This is a genomic window from Arcicella sp. GW822-FHT02H01, from assembly GCF_058802005.1.
Map to the genome: position 1 here is coordinate 1,888,087 of NZ_JBXANT010000001.1, position 14,875 is coordinate 1,902,961.

The 14,875-nt window shown below is 35.3% G+C and carries 9 protein-coding genes; 5 read left to right on the forward strand and 4 right to left on the reverse strand.

The features are described from left to right. Nucleotides 1–254: 254 nt before the first annotated feature. Together AC1RNE_RS08005 and AC1RNE_RS08010 are read left to right on the forward strand one after the other, a co-directional pair. Complete coding sequence (locus AC1RNE_RS08005; RefSeq protein WP_492800498.1) at nucleotides 255–3,350, forward strand: SusC/RagA family TonB-linked outer membrane protein; 3,096 nt, start codon at nucleotides 255–257, stop codon at nucleotides 3,348–3,350. Between the two features lie 12 nt (nucleotides 3,351–3,362). Next, a complete protein-coding gene (locus AC1RNE_RS08010) occupies nucleotides 3,363–5,180 on the forward strand; it encodes a RagB/SusD family nutrient uptake outer membrane protein (protein WP_492800499.1) in 1,818 nt (605 codons plus the stop codon). Nucleotides 5,181–5,495: 315 nt separating this feature from the next. Here AC1RNE_RS08010 and AC1RNE_RS08015 read toward each other — a convergent pair whose 3' ends face one another. The 4 genes from AC1RNE_RS08015 to AC1RNE_RS08030 form a co-directional block, all read right to left on the reverse strand. Beyond that, complete coding sequence (locus tag AC1RNE_RS08015; protein WP_492800500.1) at nucleotides 5,496–6,917, reverse strand: RagB/SusD family nutrient uptake outer membrane protein; 1,422 nt, start codon at nucleotides 6,915–6,917, stop codon at nucleotides 5,496–5,498. Between the two features lie 42 nt (nucleotides 6,918–6,959). Further along, nucleotides 6,960–10,469: a TonB-dependent receptor gene (locus tag AC1RNE_RS08020; RefSeq protein ID WP_492800501.1), complete on the reverse strand. Its 3,510-nt coding sequence runs from the start codon at nucleotides 10,467–10,469 to the stop codon at nucleotides 6,960–6,962. A gap of 182 nt (nucleotides 10,470–10,651) precedes the next feature. Further along, the gene (locus AC1RNE_RS08025) at nucleotides 10,652–11,752 is read right to left on the reverse strand and encodes a FecR family protein (RefSeq protein ID WP_492800502.1); all 1,101 of its coding nucleotides are present in this window, start codon (nucleotides 11,750–11,752) and stop codon (nucleotides 10,652–10,654) included. 131 nt (nucleotides 11,753–11,883) lie between these two features. Beyond that, entirely contained in the window at nucleotides 11,884–12,492 is a 609-nt protein-coding gene (locus AC1RNE_RS08030) for an RNA polymerase sigma factor (protein WP_492800503.1), read from the reverse strand. Nucleotides 12,493–12,725: 233 nt separating this feature from the next. On the opposite strand from AC1RNE_RS08030, the gene AC1RNE_RS08035 reads away from it, so the two are divergent. The 3 genes from AC1RNE_RS08035 (at nucleotide 12,726) to AC1RNE_RS08045 (ending at nucleotide 14,836) form a co-directional block, all read left to right on the forward strand. Continuing rightward, complete coding sequence (locus AC1RNE_RS08035; RefSeq protein ID WP_492800504.1) at nucleotides 12,726–12,950, forward strand: hypothetical protein; 225 nt, start codon at nucleotides 12,726–12,728, stop codon at nucleotides 12,948–12,950. Next, nucleotides 12,950–13,690 carry an ATPase gene (locus AC1RNE_RS08040; protein WP_492800505.1) on the forward strand — a complete coding sequence of 247 codons (741 nt, stop codon included), beginning with the start codon at nucleotides 12,950–12,952 and terminating at the stop codon, nucleotides 13,688–13,690. Before AC1RNE_RS08035 ends, AC1RNE_RS08040 begins: the two co-directional genes overlap by 1 nt. 93 nt (nucleotides 13,691–13,783) lie before the next feature. After that, complete coding sequence (locus AC1RNE_RS08045) at nucleotides 13,784–14,836, forward strand: arginyl-tRNA--protein arginylyltransferase (RefSeq protein WP_492800506.1); 1,053 nt, start codon at nucleotides 13,784–13,786, stop codon at nucleotides 14,834–14,836. The last annotated feature ends 39 nt before the right edge of the window (nucleotides 14,837–14,875 follow it).

Consider the following 14,875-nt stretch of genomic DNA (forward strand, 5'->3'; position numbering starts at 1 on the left):
TAGTTTGTCTATATTTCTATGGACTAAAGTAAGAGACAAAACTTTCGTGTAGTCGTATAGTAATTATCGTTTTTAGCTACCTAAAACTAAATTGGTATTCAATTCTTCTGATTTACTTATCTACATCATCCCTGAAAATCTTTTAAAGCAAAAAATAACTTTTTTGCTCAGGGCATTACTATGTATTAAAGTGAGAAATAAATAATTCAATAAAATTCATTTTTGCCGGTCTATTTAACAAAAACAAGAAAACAATGAAGTTACCACTACAAAAAATGCACAAAAAAGGTAAAACATTGGTGGGAAGTTGCAAGCCTCTTATTTTGGCTATTTTTCTTCCAATCGCTGATACTGCTTTTGCTACTATTCCCACCAATTCTCTAGGAATCTCAAAACTTGAGATTAAGAGTGTAACTGTAAATGGAGTAGTTACTGATCAAAAGGGTGAATCACTACCCGGAGTATCAGTAAAGATTAAAGGAACAACGATTGGCACACTTACTGATGCAAAGGGTGCTTTTAAACTAAACCTAGCAACAGGCAACGAAACGTTGATATTTAGTATGATAGGCTATTCAAGTATTGAGGTATTAGCTGGTGGAAAAACAACTATCAAAGTTACCTTGAATGAGACCACTTCGGCATTGGATGAGGTGGTGGTTATTGGATATGGTACTACCAAAAAAAGAGACTTAACTGGCTCGGTGGTATCTATTCGTCAAGAAGACATTAATGCTACTCCTGTCAACAACGTGATGGAGGCCTTACAAGGAAAAATTGCAGGGGCAGATATTAATAGAACTTCTGGTGCGGTAGGTACTGATGCAGATGTCTTATTAAGAGGAAACAGGTCGGTATATGGAGATAATTCACCCCTTTATATTGTTGATGGTATTCAATCAAGTTATTCTCAGATAAACCCTTCTGATATTGCCAGTATTGATGTCCTAAAAGATGCCTCTTCTACCGCTATTTATGGCTCTGCTGGTGCAAATGGGGTTATCATTATTACCACAAAAAAGGGGAAAGAGGGAAAATCCAAAATAGATTTCGATTCTTTTTATGGTATCAGCGGAAATCCACATTATACCAATAGTATGGTAGGTGATGAATATATTAAATATAGACAGGAACTTTACAGAACTACTAATGGCGTATATGCAGATGATATTTCTCAGATTTTCACCAATGTCAATATTTTAAATGCTTATAATGATAGACAATGGATAGATTGGACAAAAGAGCTCGTAAATAAATCGGCTGTTCAACAAAAATATAACTTATCGTTTACAACAGGAACAGAAAAAACGAAAGTTTTTACTTCATTTCTGTATACTAAAGAAAGTGGATTATTACCAAGAGAAAATCAAACGCGAGGTGGTGTAAGGTTAAACTTAGATCATTCATTTAGTAGCTGGGCTAAAGTAGGAACTAACATCAACTTAAATTATACCGTTAGAAATGCCCGTAATAATAATATTTTCACTAAAGCACTCCCTTCTTTCCCACTAGGAAAACCAAGAGATGAGTTTGGCAATATAAATGTCAATTATATTGATGGCGAAACAACGCCGCTAGGAGATGAAATCCCAGATCAATACTCTGATAATACTCGCTCTATTTACGGACTCTTAAACACTTATTTAGAATTCACTCCAATTACTGGTTTAAGTATACGCTCAAACATTGGAATGTCTTTAAATAGTAGTCGCCAAGGTAGGTATATTGGTAAACAGTCTACTGCCTTACCTCCTTCGGGTTACACATTACCATTAGCAACACTTACAAATTCAAATGGGTATGGTTATATATGGGAAAACACAGCTACCTATAATAAAACCATTGCTGATGACCATAATTTTACCGTGACAGGCATTACGTCTTGGGCTGATAATAGATCTGAGTTTAATAATTCTTTAGGTCAAGGCCAAGATTTAGACAGCTATTTGTTTTACAATATTGGAAACGGGACACAAAAATTTGGAATAGGGTCATCATATCAAAAGAAAACCAGACTATCATTTGCAGGAAGAGTCAACTATTCTTATAAAGGGAAATATTTACTAACATTTACAAACAGATGGGATGGGGTTTCTCATCTTGCTCAAGGACACCAATGGAGTGCTTTCCCTGCAGGAGCGCTTGCATGGCGTATTTCTGATGAAGGGTTTATGGCTGGCACAAAAAATATCATTAGCGATTTAAAATTAAGAATAGGTTATGGTGTAACAGGTAATTCTGGAGGGATGGATGCATATTCATCTCAAACACAAGTAACTACTTATCAGGCGGTATCACTCAATGGTGCTCTTGTTCCTAATGTGCAGAATGTTGGTACATTTTCTAATCCCGCAATATCATGGGAAAGAAGCTACAACTTAAATTTAGGGGTGGATTTATCACTATTGAAAAATCGTATAGAATTATCTGTAGATCTTTATGATACTGACACTAAAGGTCTTTTGTTCAAAAGAACCTTACCAATTACTGCTGCAATAACTGCATGGGGGTCACCGCTACAAACTTGGCAAAATATTGGCGTAACCAATAACAAGGGTATTGAAGTTAGTCTAAGAACTATCAATATTAGTAAACCAAATTTGAAATGGACAACCAATTTTTCATTTACAAGAAATCAGGAAAAAATAGTAGACTTACCTGATGGTGATATTATTGCCGAAAAACTATTTGAAGGCTATTCTGTTAGAGCTCTTTACGATTTTAAATACTTAGGTATATGGTCAACAGCTGAAGAAGAAGAAGCGGCAAAATATGGTGCTAAACCTGGTTATGTAAAAGTGGCAACTAATGAAAAAATTGTAAATGGAATAAGTGATGGAGGAGTACATGTCTATTCTGATTTTGATAAAATGATTATCGGTAACTCAGCTCCTAAATGGTTACTTGGTATAAATAATACAGTAAACTATAAAGGTTTTGACTTTGGTACTTTCATCATGGCGCGTTGGGGACAGCTTATTCAGAGTAAACTTCTGGGATGGTATCGTGGTAATGACGATGGTCAACCTGCTGGAGTTGACTACTGGACACCTGAAAACCAAACCGCTTATTTCCCTCGTCCGGGTATTGCTAGCACTACAGGCATCGCTTCTTTAACTTATGTAGATGGTTCATTTGTAAAACTAAAAACTGTTACTTTAGGCTACACCCTTCCTGAAAAAGTTGCAAAAAGAGCTTTAATGAGCAAAGCAAGAGTTTATGCAACTGTTTATAATCCATTAGTATTCACAAAAGAAAAGTCTATAAGAGATACAGACCCCGAAACAAATGGCTCTGATACCTTCCCATTGTTTGCCTCTTTTGTTGTTGGTCTAAATGTTTCATTTTAATAAAGTATAATCATGAATTTTCGCAAAATTATAAATATATTTTCACTCACGTTGTTATTAGTAACTGGGTGTCTGACTTCTTGTACATTAGAAGAAGAAAACCTTTCTGGTTTTACGTTAGAAGCACTAGCTAAGTCGTCGGTTGATGGGTATAAAAAACTCCTTAATAACTGTTATTTCGGAATGGAACGTCAGCTTTATGGTTTTAACCAATGGATGATGTTTACTGAAGGTGGTACAGATATCTGGACAAATGCTAAAAATAGTCCAACCTCAAATATCATTTTTTTTAAATGGGGAGGTAGCTCAAACATTCCTACCAATACATTGAATACTGTGTGGAATGTATGCTATGATGGGATAGGTTATTGCAACCTTGCCATAAAATATGCAGAAATGGCTCCTTTTAAAACTGTCGAGGAAAAAAATGCTGTAGTAGCACAAGCTTATTTTATGAGAGCCATGTACTACTATAACCTTGTAGAACAATTTGGGGGCGTAACTGCACCAACCCAACCTTTAGCAGAAATAAATACTCGTCCAGAGCGGATTCCTCCACTTGAAATTTATAAGACAATCATTATTCCTGACCTTGAGTTTGCAGCTAAATGGTTGCCAACAACTACTGTAATAACTATCCCATCTAAGAAATCAGCAATGGGTTTTTTAGCAAGAGCTTATTTACAAACTGTTGAGTATGACGACGCTAAAACATTTGCTCCAAAAGCCTTGGAGGTATCGAAAGCCCTCATTAATGACTGTGAATCGGGCGGAGGGCAATACAATACTTATATGTATCCTACTTTCGATGAAGTATTCTTAGAAGCCAATAATTTACAAAATAAAGAAGCATTATGGGCACATCGTTTTGTAGTGGGTGGTGTAAGTAATAATGGCTGGGTTATGAATATGAACAACGAGCTGTTTTATGCCGCTGTTACTGACTTCCCTGCTATGAAATTCACTTTAGAAGATTATACTACTTGGGGACGTAGGTCTAGTGGAAGCTTTATGCCTACTCATTATTTGCTAAATTCTTTTGTGCAAACAGATGGAACGTTAGACCCTCGTTATCATAAATCATTTCAGACTACATGGACATCAAACAGACCATCTTTTGTTTGGTCGGATGCTAATTTAAAAACATTTGATCGTGGTTCTGCTGTTACAACTACCAGTAGTATCGTAGCGGGTAATACAAGTATTGATTTTATACATCCAAATGATGCTGATTATAGTGCAAAAGTAACAACCAAACTTAATCAAAAACACATTGTAGTAGATTATAACGATTTGTATGACGCTACCACCAAAACTGTAAAGATGAATTACACACGTGTTAACAGAGACCCTGCTACTGCAACTAATCCATTTTTAGGATTTTATCCTTCATTAATAAAGCATAACAGTAGTAACTATTATGTAAACAATGCTAGTAGTAACCGATATGGAAACCTTAATGCCACTTTTATGATGCGTATGGCTGAAGTATACCTAATTGCAGCAGAAGCAGATATTTATGTAAATGGTGGTGCAAATACGCTTAGTTTCATTAATAAAGTGCGTGCAAGAGCTAAGGCAATACCTTTAGCTAATTCTGCTACAGTGCAAACAGTGTTGGACGAAAGAGCACGTGAGTTATGTGGTGAGTATGTACGATACTATGATTTAAAGAGAACCAAAAAATTAAATATGGGTTATTTATCAGAAACAAATCCAGATGTTGGTCAATTTTTTAGAAATGGGATTAATGAAGTAAAACCTATTCCATCAGGTTTCTTAACGTCTCTTCAAGAAGGTGGGGTTTATTATCAAAATAATGGTTATTAATTCTCTGTCTTAGTAAGGACTAATATTCATAAAATACCCTTTAAAGTTGTTTTTTAGATACAACTTTAAAGGGTATTGTTTATTGATTTAATTTGGGTAAAATCGAGCTTTCAACTCTTACTATCAGTCGGTGACTTAAGTCATCGACTGATAGTAAGAGTTGTCCCATGGCGGGTCTCCCGACAAGTCCATAATACTAGATAATAGAGAGATGCTTTATAAAGGGGAAATAAAAAAAGCTGTCTACATTAATCTTGTTAACACAAAATCGATGTGGACAGCTTCAAAAATGTAGATAGGTGAGTTTAGTAATTTTTAATTATACCCATTATTCTGCGTAATACCAGCATTCTGTGAACGGACAATCTGAGGGATTGGTAATAATAATTTATCGTTGGTAATGGCTTTGCCTTTGGTTGCTAATAAAGATAAAGCCCTGTTACTACGTTTTAAATCAAACCAACGGTGGAATTCTAGGGCTAATTCTACTCTGCGTTCGTGTTCTATTGCCAGACTTATCGTCGAATAAGCGGCTGGATAATTGGTTTCGCCAAATTTTGGTAGTCCTGCTCTGGTTCTTACTAAATTCAAGTAGTTCGCTTCTCCTGTAGCCTCAGCCAACATCAATAAAACATCAGCATAACGCAAAACCATAAAATTGTTATTGGCTAATGGATTTCCTCCTCCTAGTACGGCGTTGGTATGTACCCATTTAATTGGATATTTCTGGGCAATAAATGTGTTTCCATTATTATAGCCCAACGCAATTGACAAGTCGCGACGAGGGTCTGTACTTTCATATTCGTTGTATAAATCATCTGTTACTTGGTTCATGCCTGCTCCGTAAAATCCTAAGAAATTATTATTTGGATAAAACGTTTGGTAGTATCTGCTATAAGGTGCCGATACTGAACCTCCTAAGTATTGAATCTCGAAAATTGATTCTTTTGTATTCTTTACGTTTGGTCCCCAAAGACTTGCGTAGCTTGGCAACAGGGCATATTCATTACTATTATAAACTTCTTTCAAAACCGCAGCAGCCGATGTTTTATCGCCCAAGGTTAAATATACCTTTCCTAATAACGTTTGGGCTGCTCCTTTTGAAGCACGACCAACTTTTGTACTTGGTATAGCTGAGGCCAAAGGTAATTTATCAACGGCAAAAATTAAATCCTTTTTAATTTGCTCGTATACTGCTGATTGAGGTGAACGGAGGATAGCATACGCTTCATCACCTGTTAATGGGGTTGTTACGATGGGTAAATCTCCCCAAGTTTGAACCATATTAAAATAATATAAGGCTCTTAGAAACTGCATTTGGGCTTTTACTTCATTTTTATAAGCTGCACTCAAATTAGCTCCTTCAATTTTATTCAAGACAATATTGGCACTAAAAATTGATTTGTAATAGTCTTGCCAAAATTGGTAAACCATCGTATTGGTGGTCATTAATGAGTAATCTTTAAATTGCCATTTATCAGCTTGAATACCTGAAATATTGAACATAATAGCATTATCACTCATTTGTTCATTGCAATATGATACTGGTCCTTCAGGATGATATATCGTATAAAGAGAAGCGTAGGCTGAATTGACAGCCAATTCAAAATCATCAATACTTTTGAAATTATCTGCCGTAGCATTTGAAATGGGGGCTAACTCCAAGAATGAATCCTTACAACTTGTTGCCATTAAACAGATGGCTAACAGGACGTATAATTGTTTAATTTTTTTCATTGTCTTATCTGTTTTGAGGTTCCTTGAAACCAAAATATCTTCTTAAAAATCGAATTTTGCACCAATCGTAATTACTCTTGGAATTGGATATGAACCATAGTCAACCCCTACAAAAGCGCCATTTGGTGCATTTCCTGAGGCATTTAGCCCAGTTGAAGTATTTCCATTGGCTTCTCCTGAGAAACTCGAAGCATTATAGGTAGTATTTTCAGGGTCATAATTGGTATAATGACTCCACAAGTAAACGTTCTCAGCATTCATATAAATACGCGCTGTTTTTATCGGTAATTTTCTTAAGATACTAGCAGGTAAGCTATAAGAAATACGGATATTTTTTAATCTTACGAATGAGGCATCTTCAACCCATAAGCTGGTAAATTGGTCTTGAAAGCCCGTTAAACCCAATGTTGCTCTGAAATGCTGTCCGTCCCCAGGGTCAATCTCTGAACGCCAACGATTAGCGACCCCTGAATACATATTACGTCCATTATTCCAAAAACCTGAGTAACGGAAGTTTTGATTAACAATTTCGCCTCCGAATGTTCCTTGAAACATAAATGAAAAGTCGAAGCCTTTGTATGAAAAAGTGTTGTTCAATCCCGCCATAAAATCAGGCTGATAATTTCCTAATGTCGTACGGTCATCTACCGTAATTTTTCCATCGCCGTTTACATCTCTGATAATTGGGTCGCCTGGGTGTGTCGTTGAATAATGTGGATAAGCATCTACTGCGGCTTGATTTTTAAAAACCCCATCTACTACATATCCGTAAAAGTTAGAAATAGGTTGTCCAACTTCTGTTTTTACTGCTACCACAAAGTCTGTATACGTAATAGGTGCATTACTTTGACCTAATTGTAATACTTTGTTACGGTTCAAACTGAAATTAAAATCAGTCGACCAACTGAATTTTCCTTTTACGTTTTGTGTATTCAGGTTCAACTCAATCCCCTTGTTCTCCATTTTACCAATATTGGTCAATTGTGTTGCAAAACCTGTAATATCAGGCACGGGAACATTCAATAACATATCGTTGGTAGTAGAATTATAATATTCTGCTGATAAGCCAATGCGATTATTCAATGCTTTTAAATCAAAACCTATGTTAAATTGAGTGGTACGCTCCCACTTTAAATCTGTATTAGCAATGTTCGCAATGGTCAAACCCGGTGCTAATGTTGTTCCTGATACATAGTTAGATGAATTCAACAAACTTTTTGAACCATAATTTGGAATTTGGTTGTTTCCCGCCATCCCATAGCTCACTCTCAGTTTAAGGCTACTTATTGCATTGACATCTTGTAAGAAGCTCTCGTCTGATATCATCCACGCCCCAGATACAGAAGGGAAATAACCCCAACGAGTATTTGAGCCAAAGCGAGAACTACCATCACGACGAATAGCGGCTGTCAGGAAATATTTATTCTGAAAATTATATTGTGCTCTCGCTAAATATGAAAGCATAGACCATTCAGAGGCATTGGTAAAACCGCTTGATACAACCCCTGCATTAAGGGTTTCAACCAAATCATTAGGGAAACTTCCAGAGGTAATCGATGCAAATTCATTGCGTTGTTTCTGAGCCGAATAGCCTAATAATACATTGACATTATGTTCTCCATACGACTTTTCATAACTCAATGTATTCTCACTTAGCCAGTTAAACGTATATCCGCTCGTTGAATATCCTTCGGCTGCTAACACTCCCGAATATCCATAACCTTGTTTGTTTATACGATAAGAATTATAACGAGTATTATACAAATTGGCATTGATACTGGTTCTGAATTTCAATCCATCTATTATCTTATATTCTAAAAACCCTGTCGCTAAGGTATTAAAGGTTTTATTTTCTTTGTGGATATAACGTGTTAGTGAATATGGATGCCATAAATTCAAATCGTTATAAGCCACATATTTGTTCCAAACTGAATTAGGGTCACGATAACCGATGTTGCCATTTTCGTTGTAAACAGGAAATATAGGGTCGCTTTGTAGGGCTAAACTCACGACATCACTTTTACCTTGTGTTCCATCAGTACGGTCGAAAATACTGGTTACGCCCAAATTCAGTCCAATTGTAAATTGCTCGCTAAGTTGATGTTTGATGTTAGAGCGGATAGAAAGGCGTTTATAATAATTTTCATCCAAAACTGCCTGCTGATTAAGATAAGCCGCTGAAAACATAAACTGTGTTTTCTCTGTACCACCTGATGCTGATAATTGTGCATTTTGCGAGGGAGCTACTCTGAACATCACATCTTGCCAATCAGTCCCTTTTCCAAACTGTTGTGGATTAGTTAAAAACTCGTCAGGTATTTTATAAGTTGAAGTACGAACGCTATTTGGGTCTGAAGCCTTATTCTTGGCTGGATTTAAATCTACCCACGCATTATTATGCGCATCAATATAATAATCAATCCATTGCTGAGCGTCCATCATAGAAACTCTTCTTTGTACACTTTGCACACCAGATTCATAGCCTACGCTAAAGGTAGTTTTTCCTGCTTTGCCCAATTTTGTGGTTACTAAAATAACGCCATTTGCTCCGCGTGAACCATAAATTGCCGCTGACGAAGCATCCTTCAAGACCTCCACCGATTCAATATCCTGTGGATTAATCATATTCAAGTTGAAGTTTTCTAAAGGCACACCATCTACGACAAACAATGGGTTTGTCCCTGCCGTAATTGAACTAACGCCACGAATACGAATAATAGGCGAAACCCCTGGTGCTCCTTGCCCCTGCGAAATGTTTACCCCAGCAATCTGACCAGCCAAAGCTTGCGTAACATTACTAAAAGAACGGTCTTGAAATTGTTTGAAATTAACAGACGACACAGCCCCTGAAACCGCTCTTTTGCTTTGTGTTCCATAACCTACTACTACTACTTCATCTAAAGATTTTTGGTCGACAATCATCGAAATATTGAAAACTGTTTTATTTCCTACAGTTACTTCTTGTTTTCCATACCCTACATAACTAAATACCAAGACGGTGTTTTCATTGGCAACATCTATTTTGAACTGTCCGTTGGCATCTGAATTTGTGCCTTTGGTTGTTCCTTTTATGGTAATATTTACTCCTGCCAAGGGATTCCCTTTTTCGTCCTTTACCGTTCCAGAAACACTTTGTTCCACGGCAAATTCTTCCTTGCTTTCCTCAATAATATTCAAGGATTGTGAAGCGTTTTCCAATTTTCTTAATACAATTTGCTTGTTTACCACAACATAGGTTACCGCTAACGGCTTGAGTAAACGTTCGAGCACTTCTGCTAGTTTTTCATTCTTGGCTGATAAAAAGACAAGTCGCTCTAATGGCACTACTTGTGAGTTATAAGAAATGCGTATTTGAGCAGTTTTTTCAATTTTTTGCAAAGCTGACTTCAGCGCAATGCCATCAATCGATACACTGATTTTTCTATTGAGTTCTTCTTGGGCTGAACTTTTAGCCCAAGAGAAACTCGTGAGAGATAAAATCATGAAAAACTGTAGTCCAGTTATTTTCATAATAGTAAGCCATAAGGCATTTGATTGTCGATTTTTTTTCATATAATTGTTCGTTTTTGGAATACAAAAGCACAAAAAATCCCCTTCCCCTCGCTAAAGGGTTTATGTTCATCAGGCATCAAGGGGATATAATATTAAGGTGTTAGCGGTGGTGGTACATTGCTAATACCTTTTTTTGTGTCTATGGAGGTAATGTTAAAGGAAAAAGCATAACATGTCTTATTTTATTGGTTACAACCTCGTGATTGAATAATAATCTTTTCGTTTACTACTTCAAAACGAGAATTTGGCCCTATTGCTTCACAAATCAATTTTAGTTTTTCAAATAGCGGTTCGTCGGCTAGGCTTGTCGTTAACGAGCAATCTGCCAGTAGTTTTTGGTCAAAATAGATAGAGATACCATAGGCTTTTTCAAGTGTTTGAAAGATCTCACTAATAGGCGTATCATTAAATTCTAGCGTAGGCATACTGCTCGAAGTAATTGCCAAAATTTGCTCAGGTTTAACATCCGACTGGTTAGCACTATGGTTTTCATTGTTCACAATTACCTGTTGATTAGGCAATAATGTGATGGTATTGGCACTATTATCAATATTAGAATCTTCTTTTGGAAAAACCATCACTTTTCCTGTTTTTACTACCACCTTTACGTCTGTAGATTGTAAAAAGGCTTGAACGGTAAAACTTGTTCCCAATACCTTTACGACAACGTCTTTGGCATACACCAAAAAGGGATGGTTAGCATTTTTAACTACTTCAAAAAAAGCTTGTCCTTTTAAATAAACCTCTCTGTTGTTAGCATGCTCAAAAGTTTCAGGAAAACTTATTGTACTATTCGGTTGTAAAAGTACAGTACTGCCATCTGGCAATTCCACAGGCATTTTTTGAGCCGTAAAGTTTTCTTTCTCAATCAGTTTCTGATTGGTTTTATTCACAAAAAGTTCTTGTGAAATATTTTTCTGCCATAGATAAGTCGCTAATCCAAGTATAAGCAGTAAGGCTACTGACGCAACCATTTTAAAAAGTGATTCCCTATTTCGAAAAATTCTTAAAGGAAAAGATGTGCTATTATTGGCTGTGTTAATGACACTTAGGGTTTTATTAACTAATAACTCTACTTGAAAATCACTCACCGATTCTTCTTTCAAGGCAGTAGCAAGGATAAAGTCAGTAGCTTGTTGTACAATAGTATGTTGCTGAGGATTTTCATTAACCCACATTGTCCAAAAGTCATCAGGGTTTTTATAGCCTGCATTCTTAACCCATTGAACAAATGTTGGTTCAAGGACAAAATCATCTATCGTATAATCATTATATTTTTTCATAAAATAATAATATGCTTTCTATATACAGTAGAAAGACTGCAATAGGCTGATACTGCTTTTTTAAATAAAAAAATAAAATTATTTATAATAAGCTGATAGTCAGATTATTATAAATAATATGACAGGAAAATTTAATTAATATAAACCAGCAGTAGACTTAACCATACAGCATCATTTGGAAAAACTGTCCGTAAAAAAGTAAGGGCTTCGTGAATTAAATTACCAACTGTTTGATACTTCACACCCATAATATCAGCTATTTCCTGATTAGTAAGTTCTTTGAAGTATTTTAAATAGATGGCTTCTTTTTGGCGTTTAGGAAGGCTATTAAGATGCTGATTAATGATTTTCACACGGTGAAGCTCGGTTTCATTTTGAATGATTTTCTCTTCGATAGAGAAACCAATATCAAAATATCCATCAGATGCTGAATTGTCGTATTGAGTAGCAGTAAAGACATTTTTCTTGACTTCTGTAATAATTCTTCGTCTTACCGAAGCAAAAATATAAGCCTTTACAGAACCTACATCTTCTTTGAGGGAGCATCTGTATTGCCAAAGCTGGATAAATACTTCTTGAATACAGTCTTCAATGACAGCATCGTCACTAATCATTTTTCGTCCATAACTTATCAGAGGCTTCGCATAAAGCCTTAAAAGAGTAGCCAAGGCTTCTTCGTCCCCATTACGCAAATCGTACCAAAGGGCTAATTCATCATATCGTGAAGACGAATATAACATAAGTTATGGGTTGAGTTAAACAATCATTAAACACCAACAAACGGTTTACACAGAATATCAATAAATAAAAAAGAAAAAATACTAAAATTCTACTCAAAAAACAACCTCCTTTTATTAATTATTTTTTTCGAATACTTTCGTTTTTATTAAAATACAAATAATCATATTAATATCTGCTGTAGTTTTTTATCTTTGTTTAAGGGTAAATTCATATTAACGAAAACATCTATCTTATGCTTAGTGAACAAGAACTTGATTATTTAGAACAACAAATTCCACTTTTAGCGGAGACTGCTACTAAGCAAGCTTATTGGCAAACGCTTTCATCAGGTGATAAGGTTATGATTGCTAAGGATGGGCAATTAATTGAAGTTTCGCCTAATGGAAACAGAAGAATTATTAGGGAAATTGATAAACCTATAAGGGTTACTAATCGTTTTTTTAAAATTAAGAAGTAATGGACGTTCCGCGATTAAGAATATTTGCCGGGCCTAACGGTTCAGGAAAAAGTACTATTAAAACTGTAGTATCCTCAAGTTTGCTAGGACATTACCTTAATCCTGATGATATAGAAAAGGAAATCAAGAGTAATGGATACTTAGATATTACAAGCCTAAATATTCATACTCGTCAAGAAGAAGTTGTCTTTTTTTTCAGTAAACATCCACTAATCAATAAAACAGCATTAGGTGTTTTTGTTGATAAAATAACGTATAGTAAACAAGGATTCATAAGTTTCGACAACGTAGGGTTTGATTCTTATATGAGTGCAATTTTAACAGATTTTCTTAGACATAAGTATTTAGAAACAAATCAATCATTCACCTTTGAAACAGTAATGTCATCACCTGATAAGGTAGAAACCTTAAAAAAAGCACAAATAAAAGGTTATAGGACATATTTGTATTTTGTAGCCACAGAAGACCCCTCTATTAATTTATTAAGAATAAGTCATCGTGTTAAAATGGGTGGTCATGACGTACCAGAAGATAAAGCTGTTCAGAGATACTATCGCTCCTTAGAGTTATTGTTTGAAGCTGTTAAACATACAAATCGAGCTTATATTTTTGATAACTCGGATGAGGATAAAACTTGGATTGCTGAAATAACTAATGGAACAGATGTTGAATTGAAAGGTGATGAGATTCCCACGTGGTTTCAAAAATATATACTTGATAAACTTAACTCAAATCAATAAATTAGCAAGCATACCTTTCCCTTCCACTTTTATCAAACAAACATTTTCCTTATATTTATAGCTAGTTTTATATTAAAATTTTACTGTTTCTAGATGTTTGCTAAATTAATCTTTCCTGATGCTATACACCCCGACGACCTAGATAGTTACCTTTATGATGGATGGTTCAGAATGGGACAAACTATTTTTACTACTAATTTTCTAAAATTCTCAGGTACTATCTATAGTGCTATCTGGCTAAGAATTAATTTACTGACTTTTGAAAAATCGAAAACGCAACAAAAGCTCTATAAACTCAATGCTGATTTTAGGGTCGAGATTCAACCTATTAACCTCACTAGCGCTCATGAAGACCTTTTTCAAAAATACAGGAGCCATATTGCTTTTGATGCTTCGCCTACGCTTGAAAACCTCCTCTTCAACAATGGTATCAATGATGTTTATAATACCTACGAGGTAAATGTTTACGATCAACATACATTAATTGCTACGGGATTTTTTGATTTGGGTAGTACTTCCTCGGCTGGTATTACTTGTTTTTATGACCCTGACTATCGAAAACATAGTTTGGGTAAATTTCTGATGTATCAGAAAATGGAGTTTTGCCAAAAACTTGGACATACTTATTTTTACCCTGGTTATTTTGCTCCTGGCTATCGCTTATTCGACTATAAATTAGATTTAGCTAAATCAAGCCTTGAATACCTTGATGTTTGTACTGATACTTGGCTTCCGTTTAGTCAGTATGACCCCAATACCAATCCTTTAGTAATAATGACTGATAAGCTTAGTCAATTATCAGCCTCCTTAACAGAAATAGGATTTGAACATACCTTCTTTCAATACGAATACTTTGATGCAGACTTAATGACGAGTTTGAATGCTCTGAACTTATTCGATTTCCCTGTCTTTATTTATTGTTTTGAAGTAGATGATACGAATACTAGTCCAATGATTGTATATGATGTACGAGATAATCAGTTTCATTTGATGCTGTGTTCTAGTGTTTTTAGAACCCATAGCGACTATAATATTGATGACCATTATTCTACTAATCTATTAAAAACAGTTAAGCACTTATACTCAACCGAATCTGTAAGGATGATGGCAGATATTATTTCTATGTCTTTGATTAAAACTGTATAGGGGTTAATAACAATACTTCAAATTTTTATATGTAATTTA